Origin of the sequence: Bradyrhizobium manausense (assembly GCF_018129685.1) — a bacterium.
Lineage (GTDB): Bacteria > Pseudomonadota > Alphaproteobacteria > Rhizobiales > Xanthobacteraceae > Bradyrhizobium > Bradyrhizobium manausense_D.
In genome coordinates this window covers 1-22,872 of the sequence record NZ_JAFCLG010000009.1, presented here as the reverse complement: position 1 = coordinate 22,872, position 22,872 = coordinate 1, and the positions used below count along the sequence as shown (strand labels likewise).

27 protein-coding genes are annotated in these 22,872 nt (G+C 64.1%); 6 read left to right on the top strand and 21 right to left on the bottom strand.

Annotation, left to right across the window (positions count from 1 at the left end; genetic code table 11):
- Positions 1-4 precede the first annotated feature (4 nt).
- Positions 5-1,498: an HWE histidine kinase domain-containing protein gene (locus tag JQ621_RS21395; RefSeq protein ID WP_212236658.1), complete on the top strand. Its 1,494-nt coding sequence runs from the start codon at positions 5-7 to the stop codon at positions 1,496-1,498.
- Here JQ621_RS21395 and JQ621_RS21390 read toward each other — a convergent pair.
- The gene (locus JQ621_RS21390; protein ID WP_212236657.1) at positions 1,495-1,716 is read right to left on the bottom strand and encodes a hypothetical protein; all 222 of its coding nucleotides are present in this window, start codon (positions 1,714-1,716) and stop codon (positions 1,495-1,497) included. The two genes, JQ621_RS21395 and JQ621_RS21390, sit on opposite strands and share 4 nt — an antisense overlap.
- 141 nt (positions 1,717-1,857) lie before the next feature.
- Between JQ621_RS21390 and JQ621_RS21385 the strand changes: the two genes are divergently transcribed.
- Together JQ621_RS21385 and JQ621_RS21380 are read left to right on the top strand one after the other, a co-directional pair.
- Positions 1,858-2,115, top strand: a complete 258-nt coding sequence (locus JQ621_RS21385; protein WP_212236656.1) for a hypothetical protein — start codon at positions 1,858-1,860, stop codon at positions 2,113-2,115.
- Positions 2,116-2,208: 93 nt separating this feature from the next.
- Positions 2,209-2,445 (top strand): hypothetical protein, encoded by a 237-nt coding sequence (locus tag JQ621_RS21380; RefSeq protein ID WP_212236655.1) that lies wholly within the window; start codon positions 2,209-2,211, stop codon positions 2,443-2,445.
- A 55-nt stretch (positions 2,446-2,500) separates the two neighbouring features.
- Here JQ621_RS21380 and JQ621_RS21375 read toward each other — a convergent pair whose 3' ends face one another.
- Genes JQ621_RS21375 through JQ621_RS21365 form a run of 3 tightly spaced genes read right to left on the bottom strand, consistent with a single transcriptional unit; the run spans position 2,501 to position 3,178 of the window.
- Positions 2,501-2,701, bottom strand: a complete 201-nt coding sequence (locus JQ621_RS21375; RefSeq protein ID WP_212236654.1) for a hypothetical protein — start codon at positions 2,699-2,701, stop codon at positions 2,501-2,503.
- Positions 2,702-2,736: 35 nt separating this feature from the next.
- Entirely contained in the window at positions 2,737-2,946 is a 210-nt protein-coding gene (locus tag JQ621_RS21370; RefSeq protein WP_212236653.1) for a hypothetical protein, read from the bottom strand.
- 22 nt (positions 2,947-2,968) lie between these two features.
- On the bottom strand, positions 2,969-3,178 hold the full coding sequence (locus JQ621_RS21365) for a hypothetical protein (protein WP_212236652.1): 210 nt from the start codon (positions 3,176-3,178) through the stop codon (positions 2,969-2,971).
- A gap of 115 nt (positions 3,179-3,293) precedes the next feature.
- Between JQ621_RS21365 and JQ621_RS21360 the strand changes: the two genes are divergently transcribed.
- Together JQ621_RS21360 and JQ621_RS21355 are read left to right on the top strand one after the other, a co-directional pair.
- The gene (locus JQ621_RS21360) at positions 3,294-3,488 is read left to right on the top strand and encodes a DUF3072 domain-containing protein (protein ID WP_200472691.1); all 195 of its coding nucleotides are present in this window, start codon (positions 3,294-3,296) and stop codon (positions 3,486-3,488) included.
- Positions 3,489-3,558: 70 nt separating this feature from the next.
- Positions 3,559-3,828: a DUF6496 domain-containing protein gene (locus JQ621_RS21355; RefSeq protein ID WP_212236651.1), complete on the top strand. Its 270-nt coding sequence runs from the start codon at positions 3,559-3,561 to the stop codon at positions 3,826-3,828.
- A 6-nt stretch (positions 3,829-3,834) separates the two neighbouring features.
- Here JQ621_RS21355 and JQ621_RS21350 read toward each other — a convergent pair whose 3' ends face one another.
- The 13 genes from JQ621_RS21350 to JQ621_RS21290 all read right to left on the bottom strand — a co-directional run bounded on the left by JQ621_RS21350 (position 3,835) and on the right by JQ621_RS21290 (position 18,493).
- On the bottom strand, positions 3,835-4,197 hold the full coding sequence (locus JQ621_RS21350) for a hypothetical protein (protein ID WP_212236853.1): 363 nt from the start codon (positions 4,195-4,197) through the stop codon (positions 3,835-3,837).
- A gap of 271 nt (positions 4,198-4,468) precedes the next feature.
- The gene (locus tag JQ621_RS21345; protein WP_212236650.1) at positions 4,469-6,016 is read right to left on the bottom strand and encodes a Do family serine endopeptidase; all 1,548 of its coding nucleotides are present in this window, start codon (positions 6,014-6,016) and stop codon (positions 4,469-4,471) included.
- Between the two features lie 139 nt (positions 6,017-6,155).
- Positions 6,156-6,368, bottom strand: a complete 213-nt coding sequence (locus JQ621_RS21340; protein ID WP_212236649.1) for a hypothetical protein — start codon at positions 6,366-6,368, stop codon at positions 6,156-6,158.
- A 176-nt stretch (positions 6,369-6,544) separates the two neighbouring features.
- A complete protein-coding gene (locus tag JQ621_RS21335; protein ID WP_249125461.1) occupies positions 6,545-8,416 on the bottom strand; it encodes a putative bifunctional diguanylate cyclase/phosphodiesterase in 1,872 nt (623 codons plus the stop codon).
- A gap of 2 nt (positions 8,417-8,418) precedes the next feature.
- The gene (locus tag JQ621_RS21330; RefSeq protein WP_212236647.1) at positions 8,419-9,570 is read right to left on the bottom strand and encodes an FIST signal transduction protein; all 1,152 of its coding nucleotides are present in this window, start codon (positions 9,568-9,570) and stop codon (positions 8,419-8,421) included.
- A 181-nt stretch (positions 9,571-9,751) separates the two neighbouring features.
- Positions 9,752-10,489, bottom strand: a complete 738-nt coding sequence (rpe, locus tag JQ621_RS21325) for a ribulose-phosphate 3-epimerase (protein ID WP_212236646.1) — start codon at positions 10,487-10,489, stop codon at positions 9,752-9,754.
- Positions 10,486-11,418 (bottom strand): CbbX protein, encoded by a 933-nt coding sequence (cbbX, locus tag JQ621_RS21320; protein WP_212236645.1) that lies wholly within the window; start codon positions 11,416-11,418, stop codon positions 10,486-10,488. The genes rpe and cbbX overlap by 4 nt, the downstream gene beginning before the upstream one ends.
- Positions 11,419-11,515: 97 nt before the next feature.
- Complete coding sequence (locus JQ621_RS21315; RefSeq protein WP_212236644.1) at positions 11,516-11,923, bottom strand: ribulose bisphosphate carboxylase small subunit; 408 nt, start codon at positions 11,921-11,923, stop codon at positions 11,516-11,518.
- Between the two features lie 11 nt (positions 11,924-11,934).
- A complete protein-coding gene (locus tag JQ621_RS21310) occupies positions 11,935-13,395 on the bottom strand; it encodes a form I ribulose bisphosphate carboxylase large subunit (RefSeq protein ID WP_212236643.1) in 1,461 nt (486 codons plus the stop codon).
- Between the two features lie 33 nt (positions 13,396-13,428).
- Positions 13,429-14,514, bottom strand: a complete 1,086-nt coding sequence (gene fba, locus JQ621_RS21305; protein ID WP_212236642.1) for a class II fructose-bisphosphate aldolase — start codon at positions 14,512-14,514, stop codon at positions 13,429-13,431.
- Between the two features lie 14 nt (positions 14,515-14,528).
- Positions 14,529-16,550: a transketolase gene (tkt, locus tag JQ621_RS21300; RefSeq protein WP_212236641.1), complete on the bottom strand. Its 2,022-nt coding sequence runs from the start codon at positions 16,548-16,550 to the stop codon at positions 14,529-14,531.
- A gap of 16 nt (positions 16,551-16,566) precedes the next feature.
- Positions 16,567-17,442, bottom strand: coding sequence for a phosphoribulokinase (locus tag JQ621_RS21295; RefSeq protein ID WP_212236640.1), 876 nt, complete (start codon positions 17,440-17,442; stop codon positions 16,567-16,569).
- A gap of 13 nt (positions 17,443-17,455) precedes the next feature.
- The gene (locus tag JQ621_RS21290; protein WP_212236639.1) at positions 17,456-18,493 is read right to left on the bottom strand and encodes a class 1 fructose-bisphosphatase; all 1,038 of its coding nucleotides are present in this window, start codon (positions 18,491-18,493) and stop codon (positions 17,456-17,458) included.
- Positions 18,494-18,612: 119 nt separating this feature from the next.
- Between JQ621_RS21290 and JQ621_RS21285 the strand changes: the two genes are divergently transcribed.
- Positions 18,613-19,590 carry a LysR family transcriptional regulator gene (locus JQ621_RS21285; protein ID WP_212236638.1) on the top strand — a complete coding sequence of 326 codons (978 nt, stop codon included), beginning with the start codon at positions 18,613-18,615 and terminating at the stop codon, positions 19,588-19,590.
- A 294-nt stretch (positions 19,591-19,884) separates the two neighbouring features.
- Here JQ621_RS21285 and JQ621_RS21280 read toward each other — a convergent pair whose 3' ends face one another.
- The 4 genes from JQ621_RS21280 to JQ621_RS21265 form a co-directional block, all read right to left on the bottom strand.
- Positions 19,885-20,082 carry a hypothetical protein gene (locus JQ621_RS21280; RefSeq protein ID WP_212236637.1) on the bottom strand — a complete coding sequence of 66 codons (198 nt, stop codon included), beginning with the start codon at positions 20,080-20,082 and terminating at the stop codon, positions 19,885-19,887.
- Between the two features lie 137 nt (positions 20,083-20,219).
- Complete coding sequence (locus JQ621_RS21275; protein ID WP_212236636.1) at positions 20,220-20,639, bottom strand: DUF4118 domain-containing protein; 420 nt, start codon at positions 20,637-20,639, stop codon at positions 20,220-20,222.
- 138 nt (positions 20,640-20,777) lie between these two features.
- Positions 20,778-21,971 (bottom strand): MFS transporter, encoded by a 1,194-nt coding sequence (locus tag JQ621_RS21270; protein WP_212236635.1) that lies wholly within the window; start codon positions 21,969-21,971, stop codon positions 20,778-20,780.
- Positions 21,972-22,037: 66 nt separating this feature from the next.
- Positions 22,038-22,658, bottom strand: coding sequence for a TetR/AcrR family transcriptional regulator (locus JQ621_RS21265; protein ID WP_212236634.1), 621 nt, complete (start codon positions 22,656-22,658; stop codon positions 22,038-22,040).
- Positions 22,659-22,872 lie beyond the last annotated feature (214 nt).

Sequence of the window (22,872 nt, the reverse complement as noted above, 5' to 3'; positions counted from 1 at the left end):
GCGAATGGACCATGAGAAGGTCAACATCCTCCTCGTCGACGACCAGCCGGCCAAGCTGCTCGCCTACGAGGTGATCCTGAAGGAACTCGGCGAGAACCTCGTGATCGCCTCGTCCGGCCGCGAGGCGCTGGAGGTGCTGCTCAGGACCGAGATCGCGGTCATCCTGGTCGACGTCTGCATGCCCGAACTCGACGGCTTCGAGCTCGCGGCGATGATCCGCGAACATCCGCGCTTCCAGAAGACCGCGATGATCTTCATCTCCGCCATTCAGGTCAGCGACATCGACCGCCTGCGCGGCTACGAGATGGGCGCGGTCGACTACGTGCCGGTTCCCGTCATCCCGGAAGTGCTGCGCGCCAAGGTCAAGGTGTTTGCCGAGCTGTATCGCAAGACGCGCGAGCTCGAACGGCTCAACCAGGATCTCGAGGACCGCGTGCGCGCCCGTACGGCCGAGCTGGAAAACTCCACCGCAAAACTGCGCGAGAGCGAAGAGCGGCGCAGCATGGCGATCGCAGCCGGCAAAATGGGATCCTGGGATTGGGATTGGGTCAACGGCGACTGGATGTGGGATGAAGGCCAGTACCGCATTTTTGGCGTAACGCCGGAAACGTTCAAGGTCACGTCGGCGAATGTCCAGGCGCTGCTGCATCCTGACGATGCCGACCAGTTCAGCCGGGCCATTGCAGCATTCAATACCGGCTCCCATGCCTATGAAGGAGAGTTTCGCATCATTCGCCCCGATGGCGAGGTGCGCTGGTGCGTCGGCACGGCGGCCGCAACCGTCGACGCCAGCGGCCGGGTCGTGCGGGTGAGCGGCGTCACCGTCGATATCACCGAACGCAAGCGCGCGGAGGAACGACAGAACCTGCTCGCTCGCGAGGTCGATCATCGCGCCAAGAATGCGCTGGCGCTGGCGCAGTCGATCGTGCGCCTCACCCGCGCGGACGAGGTCAAGGCTTACGTCAGCGCGGTCGAGGGCCGCATCAATGCGCTCGCGCGCGTGCACACCATCCTGTCGCTGTCGAGCTGGCAGGGCGCCGAGCTTTCGAAGCTGATCGAGGAAGAGCTTGCGCCCTATTCGCTCGGGGGCCAGATCAAGCTGACCGGTCCGGAAGTGCAGTTGCTGCCGGCCACCGCCCAGACGCTCGCGCTCGCGCTGCACGAGCTGTTCACCAATTCGGCCAAGTATGGCGCGCTCTCGACGCGGTCGGGACGGCTGGCGATCGGATGGCAGGCCGAGGATGATCTGCTCACCGTGACGTGGGAGGAGACCGGCGGGCCGCTGGTCAGGACGCCGAAATCGCATGGCTTCGGCACAAGAAGCCTGCTCGCCAGTGTCGAATCCCAGCTCGGTGGACGGGCCCTGTTCGATTGGCGCCCGGAGGGCCTGGTGTGCCGTCTCGAGGTTCCGTTGACGCGCAAGAGCGCGGCAACGTCGGCGGCACAGGACAAGTTCGAGGCGAGCGCCTCTCCCGAGCTTCAGCGCGCGTCGGGTTAGCGCGCCGCGGCAATTTTCAGCCGCGGCATCGACTGCGGTTCATCGGCGACGCGCCCTTCGAGCCAGGCTTCCGTCCGTGCGAGGTCACGCAGGGCCGTTGCGTAACGACGAGCGGCGCTTCGCTCTGCGCCTGGCGGCAGCTTGCGCGCCTTGCGCAACATGTCCGCCGCAGCGTTGCGGTAAGCCAGCGAGCGATAGAGAAAAACCACCTTAGCCATAGCGAAATGTTCCCGTGTTGATGCCGTTCATCTTCGCAAGGTCGGCATGAACGCCGGATGAAGCCTGCCGTGACAAATCGTTCACGATGATGGAACCTGCGATCATCAGCCGCGTTGCATGCAAAATCGAGGGGCGGTTCCATGCGCGCCAAGAAGTCGCAAAGCCTGATCTCTCCCGCCGGATTCGTCAGGCTGATGACGCATGCGATGATGGGCGCGGCGCTCGGTCTCGCCTTCACGCTCGCGCTCATTCTGGCCAATCCTGCGGTGGCAGAATTGCTGAACGACAGCGGGAGCGGCGCCATCTACGTCGTCGTCGTCACGATGGTGACAACGTTTTCCATCGGTGCAACGCTGACAGGCGCGGTGCTCATTCTCGACGAAAACAAGGAATCTTGACGCGCGCGTACGCGTCCTCCGAATTTGCCAGGAACTCCTGCGGCGAGTGGCGGTTGGCTGCCTGCGTCGATTCAACTCAGGGAGTTCCCCCATATGAAGACGATCAAGCTCGCTCTCGCCGCAATGTTGGCAACCGGCCTTGCCGCCGCGCCGTTGGCCGCGCAGGCCAAGTCGCACAAGAAACATCACTCCTCTTCCATGTCGCAGACGACGACGGGCGCCAACATGAAGTCGAAGGGCAGCGAACCCACGGCCCAAGGCGGCTCCGCTCCCGGCGCCGATCAGAGCGGCACCATGTCCAACAAGAGCGCGCCGAGCAGCACCAAGTAACAGGCTCGTCACGACTAAAGGCCCCGCGACAGCGGGGCCTTTCCAATAGAGCACCTCAAGGCCACATGGTGGGCGCACGGGTCAGCGCATCGCGGCCCGCGCGCCTCAAATCGTCGACCGAACATTGCCCTGAGCGGGCGAGGTCATTGAGTTTCGCGAAAACGCGCTCGCGCGTCGCGGTATCCGATAGAGAAATTTCCGCGCAGACTTCATCGAGCACCGCCCGCAACAGGGCGGCCATTTCGGCATGCGGCATTGACGAGCTCCAGCATGTCGCGTTGCGCGACCGCTTTAGCTGCGTCGGATGTCAGTGATGTTAAGGTGCCCGCCCGGAGAGCCGGTCTTCACAAGATGGTCGAGCCGCGCGCGTTTGCGCGCGATCAGGAGCTGAGCCGCCGCATCGTCCAGGCCCTCCCGCTGCAATTGCCTGATGGCAGAGCCCAATTCGAGGATCTCGGCACGCAATTTCAGAATCCGGTAGGTGTCCGGGTCTTCTTCCACGGCCAGCCTCCACCCACGTGCCTCAGCGGCGTACTGGCCTGCTCGCATTCTTCAGCGGACGCAGGCGCACCCGATCGCGGATGTCGGGCAACATCTCGCCGCCGCCGGCGGCCTTCCATTCGCTGATCAGCAGATCGATTTTCCGGCGCAGATCCATCTGCGCCTGGGCCATCCCAGAGCAGTCGCGGTCGCGATTGACGAGATCGCGCACGGCCGCCTCGACATCGGCCATCTCCAGTCTCAAGGCACTGATTTTGCGTCGAATTTCATTAATTCTGTTGTCCATGGCTTGTTAGAACAGAATAAGAACATATAGTCAAGTCACGAATTCAGAACGGAGAGGTCAGATGCAGGTTCAGGGTAAATACGACGCCAAGGCTTTTCTCATGGAGCAGATGACGCGGGCGCAAGGGCTGCGGCTGAAACGGCTGAGCGAAGAGGCTTATCAGCCCGCGCAATACGATCGCGGCCTGTCCTCTGCCGAAGCCGCGCGCCGCATCCAGGTGCTGGAGGCGGAGATCGAGCTCGCCAACTCCTTCTGACGGGCTGCTCGCGCTTTTGGAACGTTGCGTCGGCAGTCTTGTTCTCTTGCCACGCCAAGGGAGAGAGTTGATGGCACGCAAGGCAGCCAAGCGCCGTTATTCACCCAGCGCCGGCGATGACGTCGCGCGCGAGATGCGGCGTTACAAGAAGGGCACCGCCAAAAGCGGACCCCGCGGTCGCGGTGGACGCGTGAAGAGCCGCAAGCAGGCGATCGCGATCGCCCTGTCCGAAGCGCGCGCGAAAGGCAAGAAGGTGCCGAAGAAGGCATCCAAGCGGAAGACGACCAAGAAAACGACCAAGAAGAGCGCGGTACGCAAATCCGCCAAGCGGCGAGGCTGACCGCCGTCAGATCATGCTGCCGGGCATGAAGCAACGGATCGAAATGCCAAACACCGTCTTGACCGGCCAGACCATGGTTCGACCAGCCCGGTTTGGCTCGGTGATCACGGCTTCGTCGGGGACATCGACCCACTCTCCGTCGAGTCGCACCCGATAATGCCCATTGTGCGAATCCCAATCAGGATCGGCCACGGCAACGCCGTCGGCATCCGAGCAGCACGGACCCAGATGGCTGCGCAAACTGTCGAACCAGGGCTTGAGCGGCGAATCCTTGAAGCGGCCGTCATCACGCCCCATCGCGCTTCCGGTCGACAGAATGAGGGTCGCGACGAGCAGCGCACATCTCAGCGAGAGCTTCAATCGATCCATGTCGGCACCGATCAAATGCGAACAACTGGCCGGTTCCACAAAACGGCCGGACGTCCGAAGTTCCACTCCAGCAATCTGCCTCGGGGCTTCATTGCCGCCGAAGCACGACACACTATTCCGAAGTCTGAAGATCGAACGCGGCTTTTTCGGACGAACCCGTCATCATGGCTGCCGTTAACGCGAATGTTATCGGTGGCCTGTGGGTATCTCGCAGATGCCCACGAAAAAGGCGGCCCGCTGGCCGCCTCTTGAATTTGCCATCGAGCGGAGATCAGGCGAGCGGCACGGCGACGAACCGGGTCGCCTCCGCACTCTTCACCTGCAGCAGCACGCTGTTCTTGCCGGCCGACTTGGCCTGCGCCAGCTCGGCGCGGACGTCGCCGACGCTGGCGACAGCCTTGCCGCCCACATTCAGGATGACGTCGCCGGTCTGGATGCCGCGCTGCGCTGCCGGTCCCTGGGGATCGACCTCGGTGACCACGACGCCCTTCTGGCCGGTACCCTGGACGTCACCGGCCGGGGCAAGGCTGAGGCCGAGACGGGGCGCGGCGGGGGCCTGCTGCGTCTTGCCGTCATCCGCCTGATCGCCCGCTTTGGCCTGCCGCTCGTTCGGCAGCTCGCCGAGCGCCAGCGTCACCATCTTGCTGTCGCCCTTGTGAACGATGTCGAGCTTCACGGACGTGCCCGGCGCCAGCCCTGCGATGGTGCGGGCAAGATCGCGGGAGTCCTTGATCGCGGCACCGTTGACCGCGGTGATGACGTCACCTGCCTCGATGCCGGCCTTCGCCGCCGGGCTGCCATCCTGCGGGTTGTCGACGATCGCGCCGCGCGCGGCTTTCAGGCCGAGGCTGTCGGCGATCTCCGCCGTCACGGGCTGCACCTGCACGCCGAGCCAGCCGCGGGTGACGGAGCCCTTGTCCTTGAGCTGCGCGACCACAAGCTTCGCGGTCGAGGACGGAATGTCGAAACCAATGCCGACCGAGCCGCCCGAGGGCGAATAGATCGCGGTGTTCACGCCGATCACGTTGCCGTTCATGTCGAACGCGGGTCCGCCGGAATTGCCCTTGTTGATCGGCGCGTCGATCTGGATGAAATCGTCATAGGGACCGTTGCCGATGTCGCGGCCGCTGGCCGAGACAATACCGGCCGTGACGGTGCCGCCGAGGCCGAACGGATTGCCGACCGCGACCACCCAGTCGCCGATCCGCGGCTTCTGGTCGGAGAACTTCACGAACGGAAAGTCCTTCTTGCCGTCGACCTTGATCAGCGCGAGATCGGTCTTCGGATCGGTGCCGACGACCTTTGCGGTGTAAATCGTGCCGTCATCCATCGTCACCTGCACGGACTCGGCGTGATCGACGACGTGATTGTTGGTGACGGCATAGCCGTCAGCCGAGATGAAGAAGCCGGAGCCCTCGCCGGTGATCATTTGATGACGCTGGCGCGGCATGCCGTTCATGCCGCCGGGGCCGCGGAAACCGAACTGCCGCGAGAACTGGTCGAACGGTGTGTCTTCGTCCTGATCCATCCGGTTCTGCTGCAGCATCGCGCTCTTGTCGTTGTCCTGGTCGATCTTCACCCGCACCGAGATGACGGCCGGCTTGACCTTGCTGACGAGATCGCCGAAGCCCGGCGGCGTTGCGGTGCTTTCAGCAGCCTGCGCAGGCGAAATCAGCGAAGACACGCCGAACGGCGTTGAAGCGGGAGAAGCCGCCAGCACGGCCACGCCAAGCGCGGCCACGGTGCCGAGCAGCGCCAGCCGGCGCGGCTTCAGAATGGTTGGAGTCCTGGTGGTGTCGGAATTGACGCGATCGATCATGTCGAGATGTCCATCTTGGGTAAGTCGCCTTGTACCCAACATGGACATCGTCACCTTACGACGTCCCGTCCGCGCGATTAATTCTTGGCAAAGAAACTGCGGCTGGCGGACGTAGGCAGTCCTTCGAACAACGCACCGCTCACGCCGCGGCGGGTCGCTCCCATGCTGCGGCCGCGACGGCATCCTCTTCGCGTTGCGCATTGCACGCATCGAAATGCGCTTTCAGCGCGATCTCGGCGAGATGTTCGAAATGCTCGGCCTGACCGAGCAGCTGCCAGTTTTGCAGCGGCCGATAGGCGGCCTGCTGGCGACAGAGGGATGCCAGCGCGCGGTAGCGACGTACATTCTCCATGAGACCCTCCCTCGCATTCACAGTGGGCTTATTGCCCTGATTTGCGTCAGGCCGATGGCGGTTGTGCAAAACATTTTCTGCGCGCCTGGACGGCTTAACATCGGTTAACTTTCAGGAAATGCGCAGACGCATTTTCGTTCCTACCGGACGAGCCAAGCGTGGAACTCGCAGTATGTCTAAGCGTAGCGGCGGCAGTCGACCTTGATGCCGATCAAATCGAAATAATGTTCGATCGGTTCCGGCTGGCCGATGAGATAACCCTGCATCTCCTCGCATGCCTCGTGTTCCAGGAAGGCGCGCTGCGCCTCCGTCTCCACCCCTTCCGCAACGACCGGGATGTGCAGGGCGTGTGCAAGGCTGAGCACCGCGCGGACGATCTCGGCCGATTGCGGCGTTGCCTCGAGATCCAGGATGAAGCTGCGGTCGATCTTGATCTTGTCGAACGGGAACGACTGCAGATAGGACAGCGATGAGTACCCAGTGCCGAAATCGTCCATCGCGATGCGGATACCGAGCGCCTTGAGCCGCCGCAGCAGATTCAGCGCACGGGTGAAGTCGCCGATCAGCACGCCCTCGGTGATTTCGACCTCGAGCCGCGTCGGCGCAAGCCCGGTCTCCAGCAGGATCTGGTGGATAGACCGTTCGAGATCGCCAGCCTGGAACTGGACCGGCGACAGATTGACCGCGACCTGCAACGGCCGCGGCCAGGACGCGGCCTCGCGGCACGCCTCGCGCAGCACCCATTCGCCGATCTGGATGATCAGTCCGTTCTCTTCGGCGAGCGGAATGAACTGGTCGGGCGGCACGAAGCCGCGCGTCGGATGGTCCCAGCGCACCAGCGCCTCGAAGCCGATGATTTCGCCATCGATCCGCGCCTGCGGCTGGAAGTAGACCAGGAGCTGGTTCTGCTCCACGGCCTGGCGCAGATCGTGCTGCAACAGCCTGCGGTCGCGCAGCTCCCGGTCCATCTCGGTCTCGAAGAAACAGACCCTGCCCCGGCCTTCGCGCTTGGCGCGATAGAGTGCGGAATCGGCATTGGCCAGCAACGTCGCCGCATCCTCGCCGTCGTGCGGATAGACCGCGATGCCGACGCTGAGGCCGACATGGGAGAAGAATTCCTCGACCTCCAGCTCGTTACCGATCGCCTCGACCAGCCGCTCGGCAAGCGAGAGGACGTCTTCGCGCCTGACGTCGTCAGGCATCAAGATCATGAACTCGTCGCCGCCGATACGGGCAACGAAAGCACCATCGGCGTCCGCGACAAGACGCTCGGCGGCTGCCCGCATCATCATGTCGCCGACGGGATGACCGAACACGTCGTTGACATCCTTGAAGCGGTCGAGATCGAGGCTCAGCACGGCAAAGCTGGTCGACGCCTCCTGCGCGCGCTCCAGCCGCCCGGCGAGCGCCGCGTTGAAAGCACTGCGGTTCGGCAGGTCGGTCAACGCATCATGATGGGCAAGATGGCTGATGCGCGCCTGGTTGGTGATCCGCTCGGTGACGTCCTCGATCACCCCGACCAGGTATTGCGGGGCGCCATTCCCGTCGCGGACCAGCAGCTTGCGGGAATTGACGACGCGATCGTGACCATGGACGCCTACCTCAAGCCGATGCCCCTCCAGGAACAACGGCGTACCGCTCTCGACCACGCGGCGATCCTGCTCGCTGACGACGCGGGCGAGATCGGCGGGAAAGATCTGCTCCGGAGTCCTGCCCAGCATCTCCTCGCGGGGCATGCCGTAATATTCTTCGCCGGCGCGGTTGAGCAGGATATAGCGCGAATCCCGGGCATCCTTGGCAAACACCGCGATCGGGATGTTCTCGATGATGCTGTCGAGAAATTCGCGCGCCTGCGACAAGTCCTGCTCGGCACGTTTGTGCGTCTGCTCGAGCTCCTCGATCATCAGCTTGATGGCACGGTCTGTCCGGCGACGATCGCGATCGCTCTCCTCATAGGCGGCGCTGACGAGCTCGCCCAGCCTGGTCATATCGACCTGTCCGGCCTCGTCCGTCGACTGCCTGATCTGCCTTGCCAGCAGGCGATGCATGGTCACGCGGCCACCTCCGCGATCATCGTGATCGTCATCGTCTGGTTGTGCAGCTCGCAACGACCGGTCGCCGCGGGTGGAGCAATCTCGCCATAGGAGTAGAAGCCGATGCGGGTGACGTCGTCGCCAAGCTCGGCGGCGACCGCATCGAGCTCATCCTGCGTGCGCTGCCCCATCACCTTGCGGCGGCCTGTGCAGCTCACCAGGATCGCGAGCTTGTCGCCCGCGATCTCGCCTGCAAGCGCGTTGCGCGCCTGCCGCCCCGCCTCGCCCGCGCCGGCGGCAAGACTGTCGAAATTGGCGCGCATCAGCTGCGCGGTGCATCCCTCCGGAATATCGGCCGCATAAGTCAGCGTACGGGCATTGCGATCCACCGCGAACACCGAGCGCACGATCTGGCGCTCCGGCGCGGCTTCGTCGTGAATGCGCAGGGGAAAGGCGATGCCCGAGCCCGGCATCGCCGCGGCTTCCTCTTCGCCGAGATAACGGGTGTAGAGATCGAGCGGCGGCTCGCCATCGAGTTCCACGACAACCCGGCCGTCCGATTTCGTCACCTTGCGCCGCGGGCCGAACACATCCCAGCCCCCGGCACAACCGTGCGTGAAGCGGAGGGACGCGCCATAGAAGCCGATCGCGGCGATGCAGTGCGGCTGTGGCTCGCCGTCGGCGCCGACCAGGGTCTGCTCGAACCTGGCGCCATCGCCGGCCAGTCCGCCGGTTACCGGCAGACCGGGCCCCAAGACCTCGGTGATGCCCGCGATCAGTTCGTTGCCGTTCACGTTCAATCCTTCGGAGAGGACGAAGACGCCGGCGAGATCGGGCGCAGCCAGCCGGCGGGCGAAACGCATACCGCAAACTCGCGACGCCTCGCGGGATTCGATCGCCTCTTTCACGACCCGCACCTGCGTCCGGGCAAAACGCAGGGCGACGGCGACGATGACGTCGTCGGCGACGTCGTCGCCATGGACCTGTCCGCCGGTGCTGCAACCCACGATGTGGCTGTCCGGATAGAAGGTGCGCAGTTCGCGATAGCGCTCCCCGCCCGCCAATCCCTCACGGCTGCCGAAACAAAGGACGAGCTGAGGCGGCTCGCGCAGGGCATTCGCTCCGCGCCAGCCGTGGGCAGCATTCCAGTGGCGATATTGAATCTGCATCCCACGCTCTCTGCGGTCCTTGAACCACAGATTGTGGTGCGGCGCATTGCCTCGCCGTTAATCGGACACCCGCCTTCGCCGCTATTGGTTACCCCGTCATGAAACGCGCCGCGGATTCACGGCCGATTCCCCGTAGGACACCGGAGAATCGTCACGCGCGCACGCATGCCGCCACCCTAGTCTACCGGATGCGCGCACCCTCGCTCGCCAGCATTGGCTGCGCGGAACCAAGTTGTTGCAGTTTTGGAACCCGACCAGCCTCCGCCGCGATCCGAATGGCCGCGATGTTGCCGGCATAGTTGGCGCTGCCGCCGCGGAATACCGCGGAACCGGCCACAAGCGTATCCGCGCCAGCGGCGGCAACCGCGGCGGCATTGTCGCGCGTGACACCGCCATCAACCTGGAGCCGGATCTCCCGTTCGCCGATCATGCTTCGAATGCGTGCGATCTTCTCGAGCTGGGAGCCGAGGAAGGACTGGCCGCCGAAACCCGGATTGACTGTCATCACCAGCACCAAGTCCAGACGATCGAGCACATACTCAATCGCGCCTTCCGATGTCGACGGGCACAGGCTGATGCCAGCCTTCTTGCCGAGCCCGCGGATCGCCTGGAGCGAACGGTCCAGATGCGGGCCCGCTTCGGCATGCACGGTGATCACATCCGCACCCGCCTTGGCGAACGCTTCGAGATAGGGATCGGTCGGGGCGATCATCAGATGCACGTCAAAGACCTTCTTCGTCACTGGCCGGATCGCCTTGATGACATCGGCACCAAAGCTGATGTTCGGCACGAAGTGGCCATCCATGACGTCGCAGTGGATCCAGTCGGCGCCGGCCGCATCGATCGCGGCGATCTCGTTGCCGAGGCGCGCGAAATCCGCCGCCAAAATCGAGGGAGCAATGATGATCTCTCTGGTCATGGCTTTGCGCTCGGCGCGTCAGCTCCACCAGTGAAGACACGGCTCGCGAGCACGTCCGCCGGATCGATGGTTTCGAGATCGGCGACATCGAGCATGCGATCGAGGTCGGACACCAGGCGGTCGGCCTGCCGCAGGCGAATGCGATCGACGGCGTTGCGGATCGAGCGAGCATTGGAGAAGAACGGCTGGGTCCGGCGCAACGCAATGTACTTCTCGAAGGCCTCGCGCGCCGCTGCCGAGAAGCGATAACCGCGTTCCCTCAGCATCAGCTCGGCGATGACCAGCAGCTCGGCTTCGCCATAGTCAGGAAATTCAATGTGATGGGCAATGCGCGAGCGGAAGCCGGGATTCGAGCCGAAAAACTTCGTCATGCGCTCGCCATAGCCTGCCAGGATCACCACGAGGTCCTCGCGCTGGTTTTCCATCACCTGGAGCAGGATCTCGATCGCCTCCTGCCCGTAGTCGCGCTCATTGTCCGGACGGTGCAGGTAATAGGCTTCATCGATGAACAGCACGCCGCCCATCGCCTTCTTCAGGATCTCCTTGGTCTTCGGCGCGGTGTGGCCGATATATTGCCCGACGAGATCATCGCGCGTCACCGAGATCACCTGCCCTCGCCGGACGAAGCCGAGCCCGTGCAGGATCTTGGCCATGCGCAGCGCCACCGTGGTCTTGCCGGTGCCGGGATTGCCGGTGAACGACATGTGCAGTGTCGGCGGTGCCGATGCGAGGCCGGCACGTTGGCGGATGCGCTCGATCAGCAGCAATGATGCGATCTGGCGCACACGGCCCTTGACCGGCTTCAGCCCGATGAGCTCCCGCTCGAGTTGTTGCAGCGTGTCGGTGATCCCGGCCGCTTCGGCTTCCTTGCGGAGATCGAAGCTGGTCTCAGTCAGCTCGGTGGTCGTTGCGTTGGGCATATCGAGCATCGGCACCTCGAAGAAAGAAGCTTCGCCGCGGGGGGCGGCGGCGAAGCAGTGGTCCGCCAAGGAAACGGAGCAGGGCGGCTCCGCGCGGAGAGGATAATCAGGTCGATGCGTGCACGGCCGGCTTGCGCACCGTGGTATAGCGGATCGCGCGGCCACCGACTTCCTGCCGCACCAGCTCGAACTCGGCCTCCTGCTTCGGTCGGTTGACGATGAACGAGATGCGCACCGATTCCCAACCGTGGTTGGAGTCGAAGCCGCTGACCCGAATGTAACGGTCGCCGTAGACTCTGCGGCATTCAGCTAGCTCCATCATCACGCCCGCGGCGTCCTGGAGATCGAACATCGGCAGGCCCCACATCTCCCAATAGGTGTTGCGGGGATGCGGATCGTCGGTGAACTCGATGTTCACCGCCCAGCCATTGGCGAGGCAATATTGCACCTGCTTGGTGATCTGATCGTCGGTCAGATCAGGCAGGAACGAGAAGCAGCCCTGGGTCAATTTCATTGTCAAACTCCTCAAACGGTTTCCAGCGCCGTCGGCACGAAGTCCGGCGTATCGGTGGATTGATAGTTGAAACTCACGTCCTTCCAGACCTCTAGCGCCGATTTCAGCGGCGTGCAGGTCTCGGCTGCCCTGGCCAGGATTTCTGGTCCCTCATGGACGTAGTCGCGCCCTTCGTTGCGGGCGAGGATCATGGCTTCGAGCGCGACACGGTTGGCAATGGCACCAGCCGCGATCCCCATGGGATGACCGATCGTGCCGCCGCCGAACTGCAGCACGACGTCCTCGCCGAGGAGATCGAGCAACTGATGCATCTGGCCCGCATGAATGCCGCCGGACGCGACGGGCATCATCTTGTTGAGGCTCGCCCAGGGCTGGTCGAAGAACACGCCGTGCTCGAGTTTCACCGGATTGAAATCGTCGCGGCAGATGTCGTAGTAGCCTCGCGTCGTGTTGGGATCGCCTTCCAGCTTGCCGACCACCGTGCCGGCATGGATGTGATCGACGCCGGCAAGCCGCATCCATTTGGCGATGACGCGGAACGACACGCCATGGCTCTTCTGCCGCGTATAGGTCGAGTGACCCGCGCGATGCAGATGCAGGATCATGTCGTTGCGGCGCGCCCATTTCGCCATGGACTGGATTGCCGTGTAGCCGATCACGAGGTCGATCATGATGATGACAGAGCCGAGTTCTTTCGCGAACTCCGCGCGCTCGTACATGTCCTCCATCGTTCCTGCGGTGACGTTCAGGTAGGTGCCCTTCACCTCACCGGAGGCGGCCTGCGCCCGGTTCACCGCCTCCATGCAATAGAGGAAGCGGTCGCGCCAATGCATGAAGGGCTGCGAATTGATGTTCTCGTCGTCCTTGGTGAAGTCGAGCCCCCCCTTCAGCGCCTCGTAGACGACACGGCCGTAATTGCGGCCCGAAAGGCCGAGCTTCGGTTTCACCGTCGCCCCCAATAGCGGCCGGCCGAACTTGTCGAGCCGTTCGCGCTCGACGACGATGCCGGTCGCCGGACCCTGGAACGTCTTCACATAGGCGACGGGGAAGCGCATGTCCTCCAGGCGCAGTGCCTTGAGCGGCTTGAAGCCAAACACGTTACCGATGATCGACGCCGAGAGGTTTGCGATCGAGCCCGGCTCGAACAGGTCGAGGTCGTAGGCGATGTAAGCGAAGTACGAGCCAGGCGTGCCCGGCACCGGATCGACACGATAGCACTTGGCGCGGTACTTTTCGGCAGCGGTCAGGCGGTCGGTCCACACCACCGTCCAGGTCGCGGTGGAGGATTCGCCGGCCACGGCCGCGGACGCCTCGATCGGATCGACTCCCTCTTGCGGCGTGACGCGGAACAGCGCGATGACGTCAGTGTCCTTCGGCACATAATCGGGCTCCCAATAGCCCATGCGCGCGTATTCCATCGTGCCCGATCGATAGCGCTCCTTGCCGCGGACGGTTCCTGCGTGTGCATTCATGGCTCTCTCCCGCTCTTCTCTCTCTCTGAATGATTAGGCCGCGACCGGCTCGCGGGCATCGACACGCGGGTCGAGCTCGCCGGTTCGGTAGCGCCGTGCCATCTCGCTCAAGGGAACGACCTTGATCCTGCTGGCATGCCCCGCAGTGCCGAATTGCTCGAAACGGTCGCGGCAGAGCTCGCGCATCGCATCCATCGCCGGCTTCAGGAACTTGCGCGGATCGAACTCATTGCGGCTTTGCGCGGCCACTTTCCGGAACGCCGCGGTCATCGCCAGGCGGCAATCCGTATCGATATTGACCTTGCGCACGCCGCTCTTGATGCCGCGGACGATCTCCTCCACCGGCACGCCCCAGGTCTGCGGCATCTCGCCGCCGAACTGGTTGAACATGTCCTGCAGCGGCTGGGGCACCGACGAAGAGCCGTGCATCACCAGATGCGTGTTCGGCAGCCGTTTGTGGATCTCCTCGACCACGCGCATCGCCAGGATGTCGCCATCAGGCTTGCGGCTGAACTTGTAGGCGCCGTGCGAGGTACCCATCGCGATCGCGAGCGCGTCGACCTTGGTGGCACGAACGAAGTCGACCGCCTGGTCGGGATCGGTCAGGAGCTGGTCGTGGCTGACCTTGCCCTCGACGCCGTGGCCATCCTCCTGCTCTCCGCCGCCGTGCTCGAGCGAGCCGAGCACGCCGAGTTCGCCTTCGACGGAGGCGCCAACCCAATGGGCGAGATCGACGACGCGCCGGGTGATCGCGACGTTGTAGTCGTAGTCGGCCGCCGTCTTGGCGTCGGTCTTGAGCGAGCCGTCCATCATCACGGAAGTGAAGCCATGGGCGATGGCGGAGGCGCAGGTCGCCTCGTCATTGCCGTGGTCCTGGTGCATGCAGAGCGGGATGTCGGGATAGGTTCGCTCCAGCGCGTCGATCATGTGCGAGAGCATGAGATCGCCAGCATAGCTGCGCGCGCCACGCGAGGCCTGGATGATGACGGGCGCGTCGACCTCGGCCGCAGCCTGCATGATCGCGATCCCCTGCTCCATGTTGTTGATGTTGAACGCCGGCACCGCATAGCCGTGGGATGCCGCGTGATCGAGCAGATGGCGAAGAGTGATACGGGCCACGGGGCTTCCTCCTGTTATCGCTTGCGAGCGCGGGCGATCGCCCGACGGGCGGCTTCGGCAATGCCCTGCGGCGTGATGCCGAATTCACGGTAAAGCACCGGTGCCGGGGCCGAGGCGCCGAAGCCGCGCATGCCGACGAACTCGCCCTCGGTGCCGATCCAGCGATGCCAATCTCCGGCGACGGCCGCCTCGACGCCGACACGCGGCGCCGTGCCGAGAACGGCGGCGCGATAGTCGTCCGGCTGCTCCTCGAACAAGGCGAAGCATGGCGCTGACACCACGGCCGCGCGGACATGCTCGGTGGCAAGCAGACGGGCGGCTTCCAGCGCAATCGACACTTCCGAGCCGGTTGCTATCAACGTCACGTCACGGCCGCCATCGGGCGATTCAATTACATAAGCGCCGTGCGCGACGTGGTTTCGGCCGCGCGCATCGCTGCGGAAGGCAGGCAACGCCTGGCGCGACAGGCACAATACGGAGGGACGGTTCTCCGCTTCGAGCGCGCAGTCCCAAGCCTCCAGCGTCTCAACCGCATCGGCGGGACGGAACACCAGCAAGTTGGGAATGACGCGCAGCGCCGCGAGGTGTTCGACCGGCTGATGCGTCGGGCCGTCCTCGCCGAGCCCGATGGAGTCATGGGTCATCACGTGGATGACGCGGAGCCGCATCAAGGCCGCAAGGCGAATCGCCGGACGGCTATAGTCGGAGAAGGCGAGGAACGTGCCGCCATAGGGAATGAAGCCGCCATGCAGCGCGAGACCATTCATCGCGGCGGCCATGCCGTGCTCGCGGATGCCGTAATGGATGTAATCACCTGCGAATGCGTCCCGCTTCACAGGCACCTGCGCCTTGGCATGCGTCAGATTCGAATGCGTCAGGTCCGCAGAGCCGCCGACAAATCCAGGGATTGTCCCGGCAATCCCGTCCAGCACCTGCTGCGAGGCTTGCCGCGTCGCGAGCTTGGGCCGCTCGGTGGCAAAGCGCTCGCGCAATTTCGCCGACGCCTGGACATAGGCGTTCGGCAAGGTGACGGATTTGCCCTCGATGAACAAATCGCGCTGTTCGGGCGTCGCGTCTTCGTAGCGGTCGAGCCATGCGAGGCGTTCGACCTGCCCGCGCTGCCCGATCATCCGCCACGCCTTTGCGACGGGCATCGGAACCACGAAGGGCTGATAGTCCCAGCCCAGCATCCGACGCGCCGCTGCCGTCTGATCGGGGCCGAGCGGCGCGCCATGCGCCTTCTCGGTACCCTGCCGGTCCGGCGCGCCGTAGCCGATGATGGTACGGCAGGCGATCAGCGATGGTTGTGCGCTCTCGCGTTCCGCGGCAATCGCCTGCGCAACCGCTTCGGGATCGTGCCCGTCGACGCGGCGCACCGACCAGCCGGATGCAGCGAAGCGCGCAAGCTGGTCGTCGGAGGTCGCGAGCGACGTCGGCCCATCGATGGAGATGCCGTTGTCATCGAACAGCACGATCAGGCGGCCGAGCCCGAGATGGCCGGCAAGCGAGATCGCCTCCTGGCTGATGCCTTCCATCAGGCAGCCGTCACCGGCGATGACATAGGTGAAGTGATCGACGAGGGCATCGCCATGCCGCGCATTGGCCATGCGCTCGGCCAGAGCCATGCCAACTGCGGTCGCGATCCCCTGCCCCAACGGTCCGGTCGTGGTCTCGACACCGGGCGTGTGACCGTATTCCGGATGCCCCGGCGTCTTGGAGCCCCATTGCCTGAAAGCCTTGATGTCGTCGAGGCTGACATCGCCGCCGGTGAGGTGAAGCAAGGCGTAGAGCAGCATCGAACCGTGGCCCGCCGACAGCACGAAGCGGTCGCGGTCCGGCCAGTCTGGATGCGCCGAGTCGAATTTGAGGAAACGCGAGAACAGCACGGTCGCGACGTCGGCCATGCCCATCGGCAAGCCGGGATGACCGGATTGCGAGGTCTCGATGGCGTCGACAGCCAGGAAGCGGACGGCATTGGCGAGGTCGTTGTGCGTGACGGTCGTGAGGTCGGCGTCGGCATGGACGGAGACGTTCATCGGATCCTCACCTTCTTCACTTCAGGTTTCGCTTGCGCTCGATGAGCTGCATGATCAACGGCGTGAGGATCAGCTGCATTGCGAGGTCGAGCTTCGCACCAGGACACACGATCGAATTGGCGCGCGACATGAAGCTGTGCGGCAGCATCGAGAGCAGATAAGGGAAGTCTATGCCGCGCGGATTCTTGAAGCGGATCACGACCATCGATTCGTCGGGTGTCGGGATCCAGCGCGCGATGAACGGATTGGAGGTGTCCACCGTCGGCACGCGCTGGAAATTGATGTCGGTCTCGGAAAATTGCGGGCAGATGTAGTGGATGTAATCGGGCATCCGCCGCAGAATGGTGTCGGTGACGGCCTCGGTCGAATAACCCCGCGCGCTGCGGTCGCGATGCAGTTTCTGGATCCATTCGAGATTGATGACGGGCACGACTCCGATCTTGAGGTCGGCGTAACGCGCGACATTGACCTTGTCGGTGACCACGGCGCCATGCAGGCCTTCGTAGAACAGCAGGTCCGAATTTTCGGGGAGCCGCTCCCATCCGGTGAAGGTGCCGGGCTCCGCGCCGTGCAGCGCCGATTCCTCGGCATCGTGGACGTAGTGCCGCGTGGTCGCAGTGCCGGTCTCGCCATAGTCGCGAAACGCCCGCTCCAGTTCCTCGAACAAATTCGTATCAGGGCTGAAATGGCTGAAATGCTTGTTGCCGCGTTCGGCCTCCTTGGCCATCCGCGCGCGCATCTCGGCGCGATCGTAGCGATGGAAGGCATCGCCCTCGATGTAGACGGCATTGACCTTCTCGCGGAAGAAGATCTGCTCGAACGTCTTCTTCACCGAGGTGGTGCCGGCGCCGGACGAGCCGGTGATGGAAATGATCGGATGCTTCCTGGACATGAGTCGCCCCCTCTCAGACGCGGAAGAAGCCGCGACGCGCGAACAGAGGCGCGGAGCCGCTCGCCACGAGCAGCGGATCGCAGTGCAACTCATCGACGCGCCGAACCTCGTTGCTCGAGCCCATGACGAGCGGCACGCGCTGGTGCAGATTCTGCGCTGAAAGTTCGAGGATGCGCTCCCGTCCGGTCGAGGCGGAACCACCCGCCTGCTCGATGATCATGGCCATTGGGTGCGCCTCGTAGGTGAGGCGCAGGCGGCCGTCGCCATAGCCGGGCCGCGCGTCGGAGGGATAGAGGAACACACCGCCGCGGGTGAGGATACGATAGGCCTCCGCGACCAGCGATGCGATCCAGCGCATGTTGAAGTTGCGATTTGCGGGACCATCGATGCCGGCCAGGCATTCGTCGACGAAAGCGCGCATTGGTGGATCCCAGTGCCGGCGGTTCGAGACGTTGATTGCGAATTCGTCTGCTGTCTCGGGAATCTGCACGCCGCGCCGCGAGAGACGGAAACAGCCCGACTTGCGGTCAAGCGTGAAGATGTCGACGCCGTCGCCCAGCGTCAGCACGAGCGAGGTCTGCGGACCGTAGGTGACGAAACCGGCGGCGAGTTGTGCCGAGCCACATTGATGAAATGCGAGGGCGAGATCGTCCGGCGCGGGCAGGATCGAGAAGATCGTGCCGACGGTCATGTTGACGTCAATGTTGGAGGAACCGTCGAGGGGATCGATCGCGACGCAGATATTTGCAGTGCGGTCGACGATCTGCGGCTCGCGCATCTCTTCAGACGCCAGCGCCGCGATCGGCAGCTTGCCGAGGCAGCGGCGCAAGATCGCATCAGCTTGCACGTCGAGATGGCGTTGAATATCGCCGTCGCTGTTGCAACCGGTCGTGAGGCCCGAGGCGTCGGCAAGATCGCCGGTGGCGATGAGGTCGGCAATCTCGATCGCGGCCGCCGCGATGGCATCGATTGCATCCGCCACGGCAAGCGCATGCGGCGCGGTCTCGGAAAAGCGTCGGAGGTGGTCGTCCAGCCTGAGTTGCCCGGTCATCTGCGTCCATCCCCTTGCCGGAGCCGCATCCAGTTCCCTCCCCGGAGGAGGTCGGTGCGGTCTGTCCCGGCACGATGAGATTGACAGGGCGGGCTTAATAAGGAAAATTTCGATTCATTATGAGCGCCAAAGAATTTCCTTATAATGGGCCCGGCCCTTCGGCGACCCATCTCCGGCATCTGACGATCCGGCAGCTGCGCTCGCTTGCCGCGCTCTCGGCCAAGGGCAGCGTGACGGCGGCCTCGAACCAGCTCGGGCTGACGCAGCCGGCGGTGACACAACAGCTCAGGCAGCTGCAGGACCTCGCGGGTTTGCCGCTGGTGCAGCGGACCGGCGACGGCATGCTGCTGACGCAGGCAGGCCGCGCGGTGCTGGCGCTCGCCGAGCGCGTCGAGGCCGCGATCACGGACTGCCAGGGCGCGCTCGACCTGCTTGCGGGCAAGACCGGCGGCACGGTGCATCTCGGCGCGGTCTCGACCGCGAAATATTTCGTGCCGCACGCGATCGCGGCCTTCTCCAAGCGGTCACCGAAGATCGAGATCAAGCTCACCATCGGTAACCGCGCGGAGATTCGCGAGGCCATGCACGGCTACGATCTCGATTTCGCCGTGATGGGTCGGCCGCCGGCCGATGTCAGCGTCGACGTGCGCCAGCTCGGGCGCAATCCCCACATCATCGTCGCACGCAAGGGGCACTGGCTGGAGAAGGATTCAGGCCTCAGCTTGACCGATCTCGTGCATGAGACTTTCCTCTCGCGCGAACCGGGATCGGGCACGCGCACGCTGATGGAGGGGATGTTTCAGAAGTCCGATCTCGAGCCGGTCATCGGCATGGAGATGAGCAGCAACGAGACCATCAAGCAGGCGGTGATCGCGGGCCTCGGCATCGCCTTCATCTCGGCGCACACGGTGGCGCATGAGCTCGCCGAGGGCCGCCTCGTCGTGCTCGACGTCGCAGGTCTTCCGATCATCCGGCAATGGTACGTGATCCGCCGAAGCGACAAGGTGCTGCTGCCGCCAGCGCAGGCGATGTTCGATTTTCTGGGATCTGAAGGCGCGAACTATCTGCCCGAGGTGCCCGATTTCGCTGAGCGGTAGCGCAGTCGCTGCTCAGCCCATCAACTTCAACGCGACCGCCGCCGTGAGGATCACGATGATCTGAAGCAGGCGCTGTGTCGTGAAGATACGGTTGAAGGTGGTCATCGCGCGCCCCTGGTCATCGTGAAGGTGTCCGGACGGCTTGCTAGCATACGCCGGCGCCGGGGTAACCCGTAATCGTATCGGGTTCTACCCGGATGCGGATCGGAAATCGACGTGCTGTCGCTTCTGATCTTTGATCATCGAGAGCGTCAGCGATTGCCTTCGCTGACGCGGGCCGCGGACGGTTAACGACTAGGCAGCAAGCGGGGCGGCGTAGTCGGCGCGAGCTGCGAAATAGGCTTCCAGCTCGGACAGCGCGCGGGCTTCCCACTCGCTGGCCTGCTCGAGCAGCGACCAGCGCTGGCCCGGCCGGAATGCCGCAGTCTGGCGATAGAGCGATGCGATGCCGCGATAGCGGCGCACATTCTCGAAAATGGCTTGACCGTTCATGTCGAAAACTCCCTCGTATTCCCGCGGGAGAAATTGCGGCCAAATCTTTTTTGAAAAGTTAGCGGCGCGATCTGAGCGCGCGGATGGTTGCCGGACTGTTGCACGCGCGCAACGGGCCTGTCACGCGCGGCATTTCATCATTGCGAATTCGTTGCCGCGCTCTCGCCCGACGACTTCAACCCGCCGCGGCTGATGATGGCCGCGGCCTTGCGGCAGAGATCGGCAAGGCCGATCAGGAGCACGGCGAGCAGGAAGAACAGGTTGATGGAATCCGCGTCGGCAGGGGTCAGCGGCGCAATCTCGAAAACCGGCGGCATGAACGCCCACCATACCAGCGGAACGGTCAGCAATGCGGCGAAGATTGCCGCTGGCGCGCCAGCGACGAGGCCGAGTACGAACAGGCTCGGCAAGAACACCGCGAAGTAAAGCTTTGCGCCAAGCGCGACGCAGACGCCCTGAAGCGCAGCCGACGCGGCGACGACGACAAATCCGAGCAGAAATGCCTGCCACGACCATGGCCGTACTCGCGGTACGCCAACCAGTCCCGCACGCCTCATAGGCCCTCCCTTGCCGCCGTTAATCAGGCCGCTTGCGACCAAAGTACTACAGCGGCAGGGAATCCGCGAGACGGAAATCGCACCGACCCGCTGCCCGATCCGAGGCTGGTAAACGGCCCAGGGCACACAATCGTACCGCTATTCGGTTGCGGCGTAGATCAGGCTGGCGACGGGCAGCGCAAGGCCAATGGCCGAGGCGAGGGTCCAGCCGCCTTGCGCGAACGCCCAGGCGCCGAGCGCGGAGCCGGCGGCACCTGCGGCGAAGAACGTCGCCATATAGAGGCCGTTGAGACGGCTGCGGTGCTCGTGCCCCAGCACGAAGATGGCGCGGAAGCCCAGCACGACATTGCCCTGAACGCCGAAATCGATGGCGATCGCGGCCACGACGAGGCAGGCGAGGTTGAGCATCGAGCCGGCCGCGCCGACATGGGTCACCAGGAAGCCGAGGGCGACGAACAGCATCGCGGCGATGGTGGCGATGCGGCTATGGCCGCGATCGGCGAGCCTTCCTGCGATCGGGGCGGAGAACACGCCGGACACGCCGGCGAGCGCGAACAGCGCGATGCCGCTCTGAGTGAGGCCGAAGGAGCTTGCAAGCTGGAGCGGCACCACCGTCCAGAACAGGGTGAAGGCGCCGAACAGCCCGGCCTGGTAGAGTGCGCGGCGCCGGAGCAGCGGCATTTTCCGCACCAGATGCGGCATCGACAGCAGCAGTTCGCCGTAATGCATCCGCGCCACCGGCTTGCGCTTCGGCAGCGTCAGTCGAAGCACCACGATGAGCGCGATCATCAACGCCGCCGAACAGAAGAACACCGCGTGCCACGACAGCGCTGCGGTGACGAAACTCGAAGCCGGCCGCGCCAGCATGATGCCGAGCATCAATCCGGTCGAGACATTGCCGACGACGCGGCCGCGAATGGCCTCCGGCGCGAGATGGGCGGCATAGGGAATGATGATCTGCACGGCGACCGAGCCGAGACCGATGAACAGCGCCGCGATCAGGAACGGCAGCGCATGCGTGGCGAAGCCAGCCGCGATCAATGACGCCGCGCCCAGCGCGATGACGCTGCAGATCAGCGTCCGGTTCTCGACGAGATCGCCGAGCGGCACGATGAACAGCAAGCCCGTGCCGTAGCCGATCTGCGTCATGGTCACGATCAGGCCCGCGGCCGCGTGCGACAGGCCGAGCGCGGCGCTGATCGGGGCGATCAGCGGCTGGGCGTAGTAGATATTGGCCGCAACCATGCCACAGGCCGCGGCCAGCACGAACGTCAGTCGTTGTGACACCGCATCCGGTTCGGGCGCAGCGTCGATTGTGGCATTCATCGTCATTCCAAACTCTCCGGCACTTCGACACTTGCATAGATCGGAAACGTTCATTTCCTAATTTGACGAGGTTCAATCGAGCAGCTTCATCGCGATGCCGACGAGGCGGTCGCCGTCGAGCGGCAGACGCGCCTTGCCGACGACGCGTAGGCCCTGTGTCATGCAGATCATCAGCCGCGCGGTATCATCGGCATCGACGTGACCGGGGATCGAGCCGTCGACCTGCCCCTCGCGAATGAGGCTCGCCATGAACGTCTCGTTGGTCTTGAGCTGCGCCGTGACGCGCGCGCGCATCACCGGATCGACCGCCGACAGCTCGACCGCACTGCCGACGACGATGCAGCCGCGGCGCCCCTCGCTGCCTTGGGAGTGCTCGACGTAAGACAGCAGCACATGACGCAGCCGCTCGCGACCGTTCGCACCGCGCGCAGCCGCGCTGCGGGTCTGCTCCTGGCGGACCTCGACGTAGCGCTCGAAGGCGGCGAGAAACACGGCATGCTTGTCGCGAAACGCCTTATAGACGCTGCCGGTCGCGAGCCGCATGGCCGCCGTCAGCTCTCCGATCGAGGTGGCATGATAGCCGCGCTCGCAAAACACCCTGATCGCGCCGTCCAGCGCGGTATCCATGTCGAATTCCCGGGGGCGGCCGGGTGGATTGGAGGCAGGCTCGGATTTGCGGGCGGCTTTCTGCATAGCGCGATATTAGGGAATGATTGTTTCCTAATCAAGACACCTGGTCGTGATTGGGCGGGGGTGCAATGTGAGACCCCAATATGGAGTCTAGCTCAACTGTCGTCCCGGCGAAGGCCGGCAACTGTTATGTTGATGGTTCGACCTTATAGATTTTTCGGTCGCGCAGCATGGCGTTGAGGATGGTCAGCAGCTTCCTGGCGACAGCAATGAGGGC